At 40.6% G+C, this 14,734-nt stretch carries 13 protein-coding genes; 3 read left to right on the plus strand and 10 right to left on the minus strand.

Annotation, left to right across the window (positions count from 1 at the left end; all coding sequences use genetic code 11):
* Positions 1 to 84 precede the first annotated feature (84 nt).
* Positions 85 to 792, plus strand: a complete 708-nt coding sequence (gene rluF / locus CVD27_RS14830; RefSeq protein ID WP_101648700.1) for a 23S rRNA pseudouridine(2604) synthase RluF — start codon at positions 85 to 87, stop codon at positions 790 to 792.
* Positions 793 to 844: 52 nt separating this feature from the next.
* Here the strand turns inward: rluF and CVD27_RS14835 are convergent, their stop codons facing one another.
* The 10 genes from CVD27_RS14835 to dcuS all read right to left on the minus strand — a co-directional run bounded on the left by CVD27_RS14835 (position 845) and on the right by dcuS (position 11,185).
* On the minus strand, positions 845 to 1,399 hold the full coding sequence (locus CVD27_RS14835) for a GNAT family N-acetyltransferase (RefSeq protein WP_180960292.1): 555 nt from the start codon (positions 1,397 to 1,399) through the stop codon (positions 845 to 847).
* A 136-nt stretch (positions 1,400 to 1,535) separates the two neighbouring features.
* On the minus strand, positions 1,536 to 1,871 hold the full coding sequence (locus CVD27_RS14840; protein ID WP_101648687.1) for a molecular chaperone GrpE: 336 nt from the start codon (positions 1,869 to 1,871) through the stop codon (positions 1,536 to 1,538).
* Between the two features lie 42 nt (positions 1,872 to 1,913).
* On the minus strand, positions 1,914 to 2,795 hold the full coding sequence (locus CVD27_RS14845; protein ID WP_101648688.1) for a CoB--CoM heterodisulfide reductase iron-sulfur subunit B family protein: 882 nt from the start codon (positions 2,793 to 2,795) through the stop codon (positions 1,914 to 1,916).
* A complete protein-coding gene (locus CVD27_RS14850) occupies positions 2,792 to 3,751 on the minus strand; it encodes a succinate dehydrogenase/fumarate reductase iron-sulfur subunit (RefSeq protein ID WP_101648689.1) in 960 nt (319 codons plus the stop codon). The genes CVD27_RS14845 and CVD27_RS14850 overlap by 4 nt, the downstream gene beginning before the upstream one ends.
* A complete protein-coding gene (locus CVD27_RS14855; protein ID WP_101648690.1) occupies positions 3,751 to 5,460 on the minus strand; it encodes an FAD-dependent oxidoreductase in 1,710 nt (569 codons plus the stop codon). Before CVD27_RS14855 ends, CVD27_RS14850 begins: the two co-directional genes overlap by 1 nt.
* Before the next feature lie 24 nt (positions 5,461 to 5,484).
* Positions 5,485 to 6,045, minus strand: coding sequence for a Fe-S-containing hydro-lyase (locus tag CVD27_RS14860; RefSeq protein ID WP_101648691.1), 561 nt, complete (start codon positions 6,043 to 6,045; stop codon positions 5,485 to 5,487).
* Between the two features lie 12 nt (positions 6,046 to 6,057).
* Positions 6,058 to 6,903 (minus strand): fumarate hydratase, encoded by an 846-nt coding sequence (locus CVD27_RS14865; protein WP_101648692.1) that lies wholly within the window; start codon positions 6,901 to 6,903, stop codon positions 6,058 to 6,060.
* Between the two features lie 26 nt (positions 6,904 to 6,929).
* Positions 6,930 to 8,402, minus strand: coding sequence for an anion permease (locus CVD27_RS14870; RefSeq protein WP_101648693.1), 1,473 nt, complete (start codon positions 8,400 to 8,402; stop codon positions 6,930 to 6,932).
* Positions 8,403 to 8,865: 463 nt separating this feature from the next.
* Entirely contained in the window at positions 8,866 to 9,582 is a 717-nt protein-coding gene (locus CVD27_RS14875) for a response regulator (RefSeq protein WP_101648694.1), read from the minus strand.
* 1 nt (position 9,583) lies between these two features.
* The gene (gene dcuS / locus CVD27_RS14880; RefSeq protein WP_101648695.1) at positions 9,584 to 11,185 is read right to left on the minus strand and encodes a DcuS/MalK family sensor histidine kinase; all 1,602 of its coding nucleotides are present in this window, start codon (positions 11,183 to 11,185) and stop codon (positions 9,584 to 9,586) included.
* Positions 11,186 to 12,271: 1,086 nt separating this feature from the next.
* Between dcuS and CVD27_RS14885 the strand changes: the two genes are divergently transcribed.
* Positions 12,272 to 13,510, plus strand: coding sequence for a saccharopine dehydrogenase family protein (locus CVD27_RS14885; RefSeq protein WP_101648696.1), 1,239 nt, complete (start codon positions 12,272 to 12,274; stop codon positions 13,508 to 13,510).
* 1 nt (position 13,511) lies between these two features.
* Complete coding sequence (gene nspC, locus CVD27_RS14890) at positions 13,512 to 14,639, plus strand: carboxynorspermidine decarboxylase (protein WP_101648697.1); 1,128 nt, start codon at positions 13,512 to 13,514, stop codon at positions 14,637 to 14,639.
* Positions 14,640 to 14,734 lie beyond the last annotated feature (95 nt).

Raw genomic sequence — 14,734 nt, forward strand, 5'->3', positions numbered from 1 at the left:
GACAGGCACCATGAGTTCGCTTGAAATCGGAGGGGGAATTAGGTTATTCTTAATCAGACAATTCCACTGAAGGTTGTGGTTATTATTAGGATTAATAAGTTTATTAGTGAATCGGGAAAGTCCTCTAGAAGAGGCGCAGATAAGTTAATTAGTGAAGGCAGGGTCACCATTAATGGACAGACCGCTCAAATGGGAAGCCAGGTTGAGAATGGTGATGAGGTACGCATTGACGGAAGCCTGATTAAGGTCAAAAAAGAGTATGTCTACATTGCCTTAAATAAACCGGTGGGAATTACGAGCACAACCGAAAGGCATATAAAAGGAAATATCGTTGATTTTGTTAATCACCCTCTACGGATTTTCCATATTGGCCGGTTAGATAAAGATTCAGATGGGTTGATTCTGCTGACAAATGACGGTGATATCGTAAATGAGATCCTCCGGGCAGAAAATAAGCATGAAAAGGAATATATTGTAACGGTAAACAAGCCGATTACACCTGAATTTGTAAAGAAAATGGCAGGGGGAGTGGAGATTTTAAATACAAAAACACTTCCATGCAAAGTAACACAGCTATCGAGAAATGTCTTTCAGATTATCTTAACCCAAGGGCTTAACCGGCAAATTCGCCGGATGTGCGCAGCCTTAGGTTATGAGGTTGTCAGGCTGCAGCGGACAAGGATCATGAATATCCATTTAGGAAACCTGCCGATTGGACAGTGGCGTGATTTAACCAAAAAGGAAAAAGAGCAATTGTTCCATGAACTTAACTATCAGCCTAGAGAATGGTGAGTTATAGCAGGATGTACAGGAGATTTATTGGCCTGTTCATCCTTTTTTCTTATCATTGCTGTACTTTCTTTCCAAAGTATATTGTATCCATTCCATTGCCTCGATGATTGACCAATCTCGCACTTACTTCAAATCCCATAGTTCTTAAAATATGCAGATGCGAAGCGTTGGTTGACCATGTTCTTGTGGCCAGATTTGGCATTCTATATTGGGAGGGAATTTCTGAGGATTGAATGAACTGATAAAACTTCCTTGTTATCCCTTGGTTTCGAGCGTTCTTCGCGACACAAATGGTTGTAATATAATTACTTGGAGAAAAGTTATTTAATTCCGGACAATGATAGTTATGCTTAAAGGTCATAAAGCCTGCAACCTTGCCACTCTCCTTGCTCACAGCTAATATAATGGGCTGTTTAATAATTTCCTCGTAATAGGCATGTGGCAGAGTTTCAAGCTTCTCCTCTTGCTGAAGAGTACGTTGAAAAGTACTTCCCCTAGCTGATAACGGCGGGAAAAAGTCTTTATCACTTTCGCACAAAATTCTCCATACAGCCTCCAAGTCATTGGGTTCATTTACCTGCTCACAAAACCGCAACTGAATATCCACCCATTTTCCCCCATCCTTGTTTAAGTTGATCTAATTCCTGTTATAAAGAAAAATAGTAAGTAATTCAACCCTGCTGCGTTCATACCAAGAAAAATAGACCGCTCCTCTCACACTAGCGGCCCATAAAAATATTTGGTTATTTTTTTATATATTTATAGACTCCGGTCTTAAACCTAATCTTCATCAGGTTCTCGACCTTCTCTACCCATGAATCATCCATATTCTTGGGATCAAATGCTGCCACTCCGGCTTTCACCTTTATCCATTTTTTTGAATCATCATCCTGAAAATAACCAGTTATGGATGTCGACAAAGGGTGAAATGGATTACGTGATGCATAGATTTGACCGTGATAGATATAGCTTTCACCATATTGGTCATGAATCCAATCATCGTGAACATTTAATAGCCAAAGTTGTCCTTTGTCCACCCTTCCAACCAGTTTTGCTCTTTTCTCAAGAATATATTGCATAAAGGATTACCCCTTTGTGTGTCTTATTACTAAGAATATTATTTAAAAAACTAATGCTTCATTTAAAACAGGGATCGCTTCGACCACATGTCGTTGGATAGCGAGTTCTTCTGGAGAGAAGCCTAACGCAAGTCCAATCAGCTGCGGCAAATGTAAAATTGGCATGGTTATATCTTCCCCAAAGCCTTTTTGAGCATCCGGCTGATAGGCATCCAGCTGCATTTGGCATAAAGGACAAGGAGTAACAATGCAGTCGGCACCTTGAGATTTAGGCGATAAGCAGTTTTTCCCTGTAAGATTCATTACTTCTCTTTCAGCCGGGAAGACCGCATGGAAACCGCAGCATGCGAGACGCTGATCAAAATCAACGCTTTCCGCTCCCAGCACACTAGCAACCATTTCCATAGACTGTGGATTCATATGGTTTTCAAACCCCATGATATTTGGCGGCATAAGGATATGACAGCCATAAAAATTAGCAACCTTCAGACCCGTAAGCGGCCTTTTTACCTTTGCTCTCAGGTTTTCTAATCCATAGTCTTGAATCAAAGCCCAGAGAAGGTGGGTCACTTCCACTGTCCCTTTATACTCCATTCCAGCTCTTTCAAGGCCTTCGTTTACCTTTGTGCGAAGCTTTTGATTTTTATCCATCTTAAGTTTGGCCGTGCGAAGCATTAACGTACATGTATTACAAACAGTTAGTAACTTATCTACTTTTAATTCTTCCGCCAATGCAATATTCCGAGCATTTATGGATGTAGCCAAAAGGTCATCTACATCTTGAATATGACTTGCCCCACAGCAGGTCCAGCCGTTTAGTTCAATTAGCTCAATTCCTAAAGCCGTTGCTACTTTTTTGGTTGAAATCATGAGTTCTTCGGCTGCGGACTCTAGTGTACAGCCTGGAAAGAATGCGTATCTCATTCTTCACTAACCTCCTGTGCAAACTTATAAAGTTCCCTGACTCCCTTAATACCTTCCACTTCTTTCGGAATATGGAATGGATTGATTTTCCCTTTTCTAATCATTCTTAGGGCGAAAGGTACTTTCGTCATAGCGGTATTTACGAGACCATCTGTTTTGATTGGAAGCGTCATTTCATTTAAACGGCCTTTTTTCTTTACATCGTCATGGAAAGCAAAAGCATGTTTTGCGCCTTGGTTTTTAACTTCACCCATCTTAATCGTTTCTTGGCGCAGGTAGGAAATCTGATCTGTTAATGGAATGCCTTTTGGACATTTCGTCACACACTGCATGCAATGAAGACATTTCCATAACTCATTTTCAAATACAGGCATAATATGCTCTTCAGGAGCAGCATCCCTTGAATCAACAGCAAATCGGTAGGCCCTGTTCAATATAAACGGATCCAAATAAGTACCATCATTTACAGCCAGTTGATTACATTCAGAGGCACAGACACCACATAGAATACAGTCGGTTGGGGCAGCAATCTCGTGGTAATCTTCTTCGCTTTGAATAAATCCTTCTTCTTTGCTTCCTTCATCGGACGGAATAAGCCATGGCTTTACTTGCTCCATTTTTTCCATTTTTGGCTCCCAAGCAACCGCCAGGTCTTTGATGACTTCAAAATTGTTAAGTGGTTCAAATGTTAAACGGTTGGTCTTAAAGGTCTCAAGTACCTTATCTAAAGATGTTTTGCAGACCAGAAAGGCATTGTCATTGATTTTCACTGCACAGCTGCCGCAAATGGCATGGCGACAAGCGGATGTAAAGACTAGGGTTGGATCAAGCTGTTCACGGATCGTTGTTAATACCCACAGAATGGTTTTTCCTTTTTCATAGGGAAGTTCATAATCCTGATACCATTTATTTTCGCCATCAAATCTCTTAATTTTAAAATAAAGGGTTGTATACATTAGTATTTTCGCTCCTCCGGTTGATATTTCGTAATCTTCACCGGGCTATATTCCAAACGATATTGGTCCTCATCTTGATAAATCAATGTATGTTTCAGGAAATTAGCATCATCACGGACAGGGTAATCCGCTCTAGCATGGGAACCCCTGCTTTCTTTCCGATTAATTGCTCCCATTGTAATGGCTTTGGCCAATTTTAAAATGTTCTCTATTTCAACGTAGTTAATAAATGCCATATTATACTTTTCAGAGGTATCCCCAATCATAGCATCTTTGTAAGCCTCCAGAAGCTGCGACACTTTTTCATATGCCTTTTCCATGTCACTTTCCGTTCTAAAAATACCTACATTGTTCCACATGGTTTCAGCCAGTTCATCACGAATCTTAAACATACTAATTCCTGTTTTCTTATGACGGATCGTTCTGAACTTCTCTATCCATCTCTCTGTTTCTCTCAATAAAGTTTCAGTGCTTCTGAAAGACCGCTTTTTCGCACTTTCCTTTGCACCAAGACCAGCATATTTCCCAAATAATACGACATCAGCTACGGAGTTGCCGCCAAGCCGGTTAGCGCCGTGGATAGAAACAGAACAGCATTCTCCCGCAGCATGAATTCCCTCAATTGGCGTGCTGCAAGTCCGGAAGTCGCTGATATGAATACCACCCATTGTATAGTGACAGCTTGGACGGATAGGAACGGGCTCCTTAATAAGATCCACACCCTCAAAATCCATGGCCAGCTCCCTTACTTGAGGCAGACGCTCCATGATCTTCTTTTCACCTAAATGGCGAAGGTCCATTAACACATATGACTGCATGCCTTCTCCAAATCCACGGCCTTCTTTAATTTCTGTCTCAATGGCCCTTGAAACGAGATCACGCGGACCAAGCTCCATTTTTCCGGGCGCATAGCGGGCCATAAACCGTTCTCCGTCTTTATTAATGAGATAACCACCTTCGCCGCGGCAGGCTTCAGATAGAAGGACGCCGGTAGAAGCAAGGCCTGTTGGATGGAATTGGACAAATTCTGGATCTTTAAGAGGGATACCTGCATTAAAACAAGCGGCGGTTCCATCACCCGTCATATTAATCGCGTTTGTTGTTCTGCTCCAATACACACGTCCAAAACCACCTGTGGCAATAACCACTGATTTCGCCTGGATAGAATGAATTTCTCCGCTGCGAATATCCATTGCCACAATCCCTTCAAAATGGCCTTCGTTTACAGCAAGTGACAGAAGGTACCAATCATTGTGGAATTGAACCCCATTTTTAAGGCACTGCTCATAAAGGGCATGAAGTATCACGTGTCCTGTTTTATCGGCTGAGTAGCAGGTTCTTGGGCTGGATGCACCGCCAAACGGTCTTTGCGCAATCCGGCCGTTCTCTTCTCTTGAAAAAGGTACACCGTAATAATCTAGTTCAGAGATGACCTTTGGCATATTGGTTGTGAAAAATTCAACTGCGTCCTGGTCCGCTAAGAAATCACTCCCTTTAACCGTATCCCTGAAATGGCTCTCAGGAGAATCGTTTGCATCCCTATAGCCCATGGCTGCATTTATTCCACCCTGTGCCGCTCCTGTATGTGAACGTGTCGGAAAGATTTTTGAAAGGCAAGCGACACGTAAATTTTTATCCTCACTAGCAGAGAGGGCTGCCATCATACCAGCCCCGCCTGCACCTACAATTACAACATCATAGCTCAGCATTGAAGTTTCACCTCTATAAGTGATTTAATCTATAACTCTATATTTCTCTACACCTATCTGGTATAAATCATTTCCTTCACTGTCTACTGCAACGATACATGGGTAATCCGTGACTTCCATACGGCGGATTGCTTCCGGCCCCAGTTCCTCGTAAGCGACAATATCTACTTTTTTGATTGTATCGGCTATTAAAGCGGCAGCACCGCCAATTGCTGCAAAATAAACTGCTCCGTTTTTCTTCATCGAATCAATCACAGCTTTGCTTCTAGGACCTTTACCAATCATTCCCTTTAAACCTTGTTCCATCATTTCAGACGAGAAGGCATCCATCCGGCCGCTTGTGGTTGGGCCGCAAGAGCCAATCACTCGCCCTGGCTTTGCAGGAGTCGGTCCTGCGTAATATATGATTTGTCCTTCTAAATCAACTGGAAGAGGATTATTTTCTTTTAAAGCGTCTACCATATTCTTATGAGCCGCATCACGTGCCGAATAAATAACTCCCGTAATAGACACTTGATCTCCTGCTCTTAGATCTTTGATTTGGTCATAGGTTAATGGTGTGGTTAATTTTTTAATCGTAGTCATCTTATACACCCCTTATAAACAAGCTTCTTTATGGCGTGCTGCATGGCAGTTCAAAGTAACACAGACAGGCATCATCGCAATATGGGTAGGATATGTTTCAATATGAACAGCTAGTGCGGTCACCTTGCCTCCAAAGCCCTGCGGCCCGATTCCAAGTTTATTGATGCGCTCTAGCAGCTCTGCTTCCATCTCTGCGTATACAGGGTTCGGATTCGGCTCTCCAGCCTTTCTTGCTAAAGCCTTTTTCGCTAATAATGTACATTTATCCATGGTTCCGCCAATACCAACACCGACAATAACAGGGGGACAAGGGTTTCCGCCGGCCTGAGTAATCGAATTCACAATAAAGTCTTTTACTCCGTTTACACCCTCTGCCGGTTTACACATTTTAACTGCACCCATGTTTTCGCTTCCTGCCCCTTTTGGGAGGACCTCAATCTTTACTTTGTCTCCTGGCACAATTTCCATATGGATGACAGCCGGAGTATTATCACCCGTATTCTTCCGGTCAAAGACAGGGTCCTTAACAACAGATTTTCGTAAGTAACCTTCCTCGTATCCCTGGCGTACTCCCTCATTGATGGCGTCTGTTAAATCTCCATCCACAATTAGCGCATCCTGCCCGACCTTAACAAACACTACGGTCATCCCCGTGTCCTGACACATTGGGGCATGTTCAGCCCGTGCCAATTTAACATTCTTCAAAATCTTTTCTAAGCTATATTTTCCGAATTGAGATTCTTCTTTTTCTAATCCGGCTGCAATGAGTGCTTCTACGTCTTCTGGTAGGTCACAAGCAGCTTGGATACAAAGGTCTCTGACCGTACTGGTAATTAATTTTGCTGATATTTCACGCATTCTGTTCTCCTCCTAAAATCTCTTCTTTACCAAAGTCCTAGTACTTTCCACCAGGCCCCTCCAATACCAAGCCAGACTATAATGTGAATGATGGAAATGACGAATCCAAGGGACCACCATTTATTTTGGGTGACATAGCCGCTTCCGAAAAAGACTGGAGCTGGTCCGCAGCTATAGTGTGTTAAACATCCAAACAGGTTACTGAATACACCCAACAATAATGCAGATACAAGCGGCGGTGCTCCCGCTGCCACTAAAACAGCAAGGAATGCAGAGTACATGGCACTAACGTGAGCTGTGTTACTTGCAAAGAAATAGTGAGAATAGAAATAAACAATACCTAAGATGATCAATGTTAGTGTCCAAGACTTGCCGCTTACTGCACCCTGCATGGTATGACTGAACCAAGGAATTAACCCTAATTCGTTTAAGAAGCTGGCCATCATCACTAACACAGAAAACCAGATCAAGGTATCCCAAGCGCCTTCTTCTTTTTTGATATCTGACCAAGTTAATACCTGAGTAACTAGTAACGCACCAAGACCGATAAAGGCAGTAGTAGTCGCATTAATGTTCAAATTTGTTCCGAAGATCCAAAGGGAAAGAATGAGAAGGAACACACCAATCATGTAGTATTCTTCTTTTTTCAATGGCCCCATTTCTTTTAATTTCTTATCTGCCATTTGTGATGCTGCAGGTGTTTCTTTGATTTCTGGCGGATATAGCTTATAGATCACATAAGGAATCAAGATTAAACTAACTAATCCAGGAACGATGGCTGCTGTTGCCCAGCCCATCCAAGTTATATGTTTACCGGTAATATCTCCGGCAATCTGAGCTGCCAGCGGGTTTGCTGCCATAGCAGTTAAGAACATGGCAGAAGTGATCATGTCACCTTGGAAGGCTACTTTTGTTAAAAAAGCTCCTACTTTTCTTTCTGTCCCGTCTCCTACTTTTGAGCCGTATGCTTCCGATAGAGAGCGGATGATTGGTAATAGAATTCCGCCGGCACGAGCCGTGTTAGATGGCATGGCCGGTGATAAGATGAGGTCACTGGCAATCAGGGAATACGATAAACCAAGTGTTTTTTTACCGAACTTTTTAACAAACATGTAGGCTACTCTTGTACCTAAGCCTGTTTTAATAAATCCTCTTGAAATGAAAAACGCGATAACAATTAACCAAATAGTTGTGTTTTGAAAGCCGCTTAAGGATTGTTCAATCGTCAGTGTCTGTGTAATAACAGTTGCTGTTAGCGCTAGTATCGCTACACTTCCCATTGGCAAAGGCTTAATAATTAAACCGACGATGGTCGCAACGAAAATAGCCAGCAAGTGCCAAGCCTGTACGGATAAGCCATGCGGTGGATGAATAAACCAAATAATTGCTCCAATTACGAGTGTTACTAATAGGGGGACGAATTTTACTTCACTTGCAATTTTCGCCTTTAGGTTAGGATTTTCCGGATGCTGCTGTAATTTCTTTGCAGGGATTGCCATTTATTTCAACTCCTTTTTTATTTGTTCACAAAGTGTTCATATTTGTGAAGTGTTTCACAAACCCCTTTAATAAAATAGCTGCTAATGAAAAATTAGAAGCTGCCGTCAAAAATGGAGATCCTTATGATTTATTTTTAAGTAATAAATCCTCCTTTTTTATGATATTTTTCCTTTAAAAAGTTTTATCTATTTCTTACTTGTAGACTACTAAATCCCCCGTCCCTTTAACAGCTTTAGGAAGTTATTAAAGAGTTTAGTAATTAAAGTAACTAGACCGAAAAGCGGAAGCGCCTTGAACAGGGGCGACAGGCATAAGACGAGCCGGCGAGAAGGCTGCTCTTTAGCCTTCTTGACGGATTGGCTTATGACCCAGAGCCCCTAGGCGCTGGAGCTAGACAATTCTCAAAGTTTATTTAGCAAAAAAATAGTGCCCCTCAATGGGACACTATTTCTGCCATAGACTTTAATGATTAATATAATGGTCAATTATGTTGCTGCCTACAATAGCAGCTTTATGCATATAAACAGGGCGGCCGATGGTTCCGTATACCACTTCCGTTTCGAGTGCATGGATATCAGCAAGAAACATCACATATTTCCTCATAGAAACCCTTGAAATTCCTACTTTGCAAGCGAGCTCCTCTGTAGAGAATGGGGTTCTGCCCATTTCGAGTACCTGCCTCCATACTTTACAGAGGGTGCTTTTCGTCAGTCCTTTCGGTAAATCGTATCCTTCCGGAGTTATTTGTTCTTTATGAAGCAGGAGCAGATCTAACTCCATTTGATTTATCCGTTCCTGCTCATTCATCATCATTTGATCTTTCTTATAGGAGAGAAGGGCAGATTGAAATCTTTCAAACTCAAATGGCTTGATTAAATAGTCAACTGCCCCAAAACGAAGCCCTTTTTTTATACTTTCTTTATCACAGGATGCTGTTATGATAATCACATCAATCTCGGTACCCAAACCACGAATCTTTGACAATAGACTCCAACCGTTGTCCCCAGGCATATGAATATCCAGCAAAATTAAGTCCACTTGATTCTCCTTAAGAATGGGGAGAGCTTCTTCCACAGAACCTGCTATGGCAACCAGTTCAATTCCATCAATTTGTTCTAAATATCGGCGGTTTATTTCTGCAACCATAGGATCATCTTCAACTATTACTGTCTTAGTCATACTAATTCTCCTCTCCTGCAACCATCATTTCCACCTGAAGAATGGTTCCTTTTCCAGGTTCCGATAGAATAGAAATCTTTCCATTTAATTTTTTCACAGCCTCAAGGACCAAGGACATGCCGATGCCGCGGTTGTTTCCCTTAGTAGAAAAGCCTCTTTCAAATATTTGATCTTCCACTTCCTGGCTCATCCCCATCCCGGTATCAGAAACTTTAATCATTAGTTCATCATTTTGACCTGTTAAGAGCTCCACTTCTACCTTTTTTTCTTTACATCCCTTTAAGGATTCGATTGAGTTATCTATCAAATTACCAAGAATCGTGACAATCTCCTGTACAAATTCATTACTTTTCTGCCTTGGAAAATAACTATTCTCTGTCATTGTCAATACGGCTCCCTGCTCTCGTGCAAAACTAGCCTTGCCGATAATGAAGCCTGCAATCACCGGATCTTTAATCCTAGAAGTTAAAAACCCTTCTTCCGTTTGAAAAGAGCTGGATATTTGTTTTACATAGACGGTTAATTGATCGTATATTTTCATTTGTGCAAGACCAAGGATGACATGAAGCTTATTCATAAATTCATGTGTTTGTGATCGTAAGGCATCTGCATATAATCGTGCCCCGGTAAGCTGTTCCGCTAATTGCCTGATTTCTGTTTTATCCCTAAAAGTAGCCACTGCTCCCGTAATTTCACTGTTCACGTATATCGGAACAATATTTGCCATAACCACTAACCCTCTAAAGGAGTATTCCTTATCGAGCAATTTTTTCCCAGTAGCCATTAATAAATTCAACTGAAACTGAGGAAAAATCTCTTCCATTTTCATCCCAATAGGATCGCACTCAAAACCAACAGATTTAATTAGCCGGTCAGCTTCTTGGTTAACAAGAGTAATTTCACAGTATTGGTTAACCGCTATAACACCTTCACGGGCATACTCTAAAACGGCACTTCTCTGTTCTAGTAAATTTGCTATTTCAACCGGCTCCATTCCAAACAAAATGTTCTTTACCTTACGCGAGAACACGACAGCACAAACTAAACCTACTGCCACTCCTAACAACATACTAAAGAGGATTACCTTTGTACTCTTCCAAACCTTACGTTCTACATCGTCTAATAAAACACCAACTAAAATAGCACCAATTTGTTTACCATCAGGATTGTAAACCGGTGTAAAATATCTTAATGATCTTCCTAAGGTGCCCGTAGCTATGGAGATATGCTCCTTGCCCTGGAAAACCTCTCCGGCATCTCCGCCTGCATATTTTTTTCCTATTTTATCTGGTAATGGATGGGACAATCTAATTCCGTTCATATCTAGAACAACAAGAAATGGGACCCCTGCTGATTTTCTTACTTGCTCTGCGTATGACTGAATCGTGTCCCCGCTTAACTTGCCACTAAGGCCGTCAATAAAGATTGGATTGATGGCAGCGGTTTTTGAAACAGTTTTTGCCTTCTCTTCAATGTGATCAATGGTTGTTTGTTCCACATTTTTTTGTATAAAGAAATTAGTGACCAATAGACAAAGGATACTTACCCCACAGACTAGGATGATGATTTTATATTGTAGAGGCAGATTCCATTTATTCTTCATATACTCATATCCCCTTGATAGGAACTTATTCTTTTATTTTCTTATATTTTAAAGGTGGAAAAGAGTTATAAGTGTTTCAATATTGTGAAGGAAAGAGGAATTTGAAGTATCACATGTTCGATAATTGAAGTGTGTCAAAACATCGGCAATACATAAAACTGGACAGCATTATTGCCGTTCTTTAATTCTCCTAAAGTTCGGGGTTTGAATGACTTGGTAAAGGGTAAACATAACAAGTCCAGCAATAATCTATTTAGCACAATATTGTAATCTGTAGAATATAGAGCTGAATTTTTAACCTATTGCAAAAAAGCAACATATAAATAATTTGGAATTTATTTTCTTACATCGATAGATGGCTAAAGGTAAATATTAATATGTAATGACCGGGGGGAATTTTTAAAAAATTTTTCTTGTATTGCTTTTATGATAAGTTGCAATTTTTCCACTCTTATTATTAGGATCATGCCTTTGTTCCATTCCCAATTTAGTTTCTAAAAAGCACACTCATTTTTAGCAGACTAAAGGAAATACTTGGGTAAAAAAATCTAAAAAAGTTTTATTTTGCCTCTTGCTATTATTCCTAGTTACTGCTAATATGAAGTAGCATGATTTTTGGAAAGCTAATATTCAATATATCTGGATCTTTCCAAGCAGATAACCTTGACCACTTCCTTGGAAGTTAAGGCCATACGGACAGCCGGGTCAACTGCCGATTGGCAACTTTGGTTGCCTTATTGATTGAGTTAAAAGCTCAAATTTTATAAGTTGGTTACTTTACAACCAGTGCACAATGCACACAACTTGTGAAACGGTCAATAAGAGTGGTAAAAGTGATTATTTGCTATATAGACTCTGATCCTAAAATGATATATTTTGAATATTAAAAAGCTTTCTGCCAAAATGTCTGATGACTTGGTGGAGTATAGATATGACCTTTTGTGTCATGGATATACCCTTTTTAATATGGAATATATCAAAGCAAGTGTTGTGCGCAAGTAATTCCTGCGTTTTGCACTTGCTTTTTTTGTGTTACGGAATGTAGTTGTGCTTAAGAAAAAATCTATTAGGTTAGGAGAAATGAAAATGGGTAAAGCGCTTATTATCGGGGCTGGCGGCGTAGCATCGGTTGCTGTCCATAAATGTGTTCAAAACAGTGAAGTCTTTGAAGAAATTTGTATCGCAAGCCGTACAAAATCAAAATGTGATGAATTAAAAGCAAAACTTGATGGCGGCAAAACAAAAATTACAACTGCACAAGTTGATGCAGATAATGTAGAAGAGTTAATTGCGTTAATTAATGAAGTAAAACCAGATATCGTCATGAACTTAGCATTACCTTACCAAGATTTAACGATCATGGATGCTTGTCTTGCAACAAAGACACATTATATGGATACAGCAAACTATGAGCCCGAAGATACGGCAAAATTCGAATACAAATGGCAATGGGATTATCGTGAGCGATTTGAAAAAGCTGGTATTACAGCCCTTCTAGGCAGTGGCTTTGACCCAGGTGTAACAGGCGTATTCTCTGCTTATGCACTAAAACATTATTTTGATGAAATTGAATATATCGACATTCTTGACTGTAACGGCGGCGATCATGGCTATCCGTTCGCAACAAACTTCAACCCTGAAATCAACATTCGTGAAGTTTCAGCTAACGGACGTTACTGGGAAAATGGCGAATGGATCGAAACTGAGCCAATGGAAATCAAGCGTGTTTATAACTTTGCTGAAGTTGGCGAAAAAGATATGTACTTGTTATACCATGAAGAACTCGAGTCTCTTGCTCAAAACATCCCTGGCCTTAAGCGTATCCGTTTCTTCATGACATTTGGCCAAAGCTACCTAATGCATTTAAAAGCCCTTGAAAACGTTGGGATGACTTCTATCGAGCCAATCGAATTTGAAGGAAAGCAAATTATTCCTCTTCAATTCTTAAAGGCAGTATTACCAGATCCAGCTTCCCTTGGACCTCGTACAGTTGGTAAAACAAACATCGGCTGTATCTTCAGAGGAAAAAAGGATGGAAAAGACAAAACATATTATGTTTACAATGTTTGTGACCACCAAGAGTGCTATAAAGAAGTAGGCTCTCAGGCCATCTCTTATACAACAGGTGTTCCTGCAATGATCGGTGCTGCGATGATTCTAACCGGCAAATGGAACAAAGCTGGAGTATATAATATTGAAGAATTTGATCCAGATCCATTCATGGAAGAGTTAAACAAATGGGGACTTCCATGGGTAGAAGATTTTAATCCAGTTCTTGTTGATGATGAACCTGCTCAGAAAAAAGAAGCGGAGCTTATTAAATAAAATGCGGTTTGAAGAATTACCAACACCATGTTATGTCGTCGATGAAGGTCTTGTCGAAAGAAATCTAAAAATCCTAAATGGCGTGATGGAGCGTACAGGAGCTAAGATTGTTTTGGCACAAAAGGCATTTTCTATGACAACAATGTATCCCCTCATTGGAAAATATTTAAGTGGTACCACAGCAAGTGGATTATTCGAAGCACGTTTAGGTTATGAAGAAATGGGCAAAGAGAATCATGTCTTTGCCCCTGCCTATCGTGAAGATGAAATAGATGAAATTATTTCAATTTGTGATCATATAATCTTTAATTCCTTCTCGCAGTTAGAAAAGTTTAAAGATAAAGCTTTAAAAGCTGGCAGAAAAGTGGGCTTACGTATTAATCCTGAGCGCTCAACTCAAATTGGACACGCTATCTATGACCCTTGTTCTCCAGGCTCTAGATTCGGTGTAACAAGAGATCATTTTCGTCCTGAGTTGCTTGATGGTGTATCAGGCCTTCACTTCCATACACTTTGTCAGCAAAACTCTGACGACTTAGAAACCACTCTAAATGCAGTGGAAGAAAAGTTTGGAGAATGGCTGCCGCAAATGGAATGGATTAACTTTGGCGGAGGCCACCATATTACTAGAGAAGATTATGATATTCCTCGACTTGAAGCTTGTATTAAGAGAATGCAAGATAAATATGATTTAGAAGTATATCTTGAGCCAGGAGAAGCCATTGCCCTTAATGCTGGCTATCTCATTACATCTGTACTTGATTTACATCAAAACGGGTTGGACATTGCGATTCTTGACACTTCTGCAACATGCCATATGCCAGATGTTTTGGAAATGCCTTATCGTCCTCCTCTATTTGGATCAGGCGAAGCAGGCGAAAAGCCGTATACTTATCGACTCGGCGGGCAAACCTGCTTAACTGGCGATGTCATCGGAGATTATTCTTTTGATGAGCCATTAAAGAGCGGAGACCGATTAGTTTTCGGTGATATGGCCATCTATACGATGGTGAAAAACACTACCTTTAACGGCATGCCATTACCAGCTATCGCCATTCAAAAAGCAGATGGAGAATGTGAAGTAGTACAACAATTTGGCTATCAAGACTTCAAAATGCGACTAGCTTAATAGATTGGAAGCAAGGGGACGGTTCCCTTGCTTCTTTTTCATAAACACAGGGACGGTTCTCGTGCTTCTTTGGAAGCATGAGAACCGTCCCTATG

It is taken from the genome of Neobacillus cucumis (genome assembly GCF_002860255.1).
Classification (GTDB): Bacteria; Bacillota; Bacilli; order Bacillales; family Cytobacillaceae; genus Neobacillus; species Neobacillus cucumis_A.

Bases quoted from the DNA above. Each gene is read 5' to 3' on its own strand.
- CVD27_RS14870 (WP_101648693.1), bottom strand. From the start codon at position 8,402: ATGGCAATCCCTGCAAAGAAATTACAGCAGCATCCGGAAAATCCTAAC.
- CVD27_RS14860 (WP_101648691.1), bottom strand. From the start codon at position 6,045: ATGACTACGATTAAAAAATTAACCACACCATTAACCTATGACCAAATC.
- dcuS (WP_101648695.1), bottom strand. From the start codon at position 11,185: ATGAAGAATAAATGGAATCTGCCTCTACAATATAAAATCATCATCCTA.
- CVD27_RS14855 (WP_101648690.1), bottom strand. From the start codon at position 5,460: ATGCTGAGCTATGATGTTGTAATTGTAGGTGCAGGCGGGGCTGGTATG.
- CVD27_RS14875 (WP_101648694.1), bottom strand. From the start codon at position 9,582: ATGACTAAGACAGTAATAGTTGAAGATGATCCTATGGTTGCAGAAATA.
- CVD27_RS14840 (WP_101648687.1), bottom strand. From the start codon at position 1,871: ATGCAATATATTCTTGAGAAAAGAGCAAAACTGGTTGGAAGGGTGGAC.
- CVD27_RS14865 (WP_101648692.1), bottom strand. From the start codon at position 6,903: ATGCGTGAAATATCAGCAAAATTAATTACCAGTACGGTCAGAGACCTT.
- CVD27_RS14885 (WP_101648696.1), top strand. From the start codon at position 12,272: ATGGGTAAAGCGCTTATTATCGGGGCTGGCGGCGTAGCATCGGTTGCT.
- CVD27_RS14845 (WP_101648688.1), bottom strand. From the start codon at position 2,795: ATGAGATACGCATTCTTTCCAGGCTGTACACTAGAGTCCGCAGCCGAA.
- CVD27_RS14850 (WP_101648689.1), bottom strand. From the start codon at position 3,751: ATGTATACAACCCTTTATTTTAAAATTAAGAGATTTGATGGCGAAAAT.
- nspC (WP_101648697.1), top strand. From the start codon at position 13,512: ATGCGGTTTGAAGAATTACCAACACCATGTTATGTCGTCGATGAAGGT.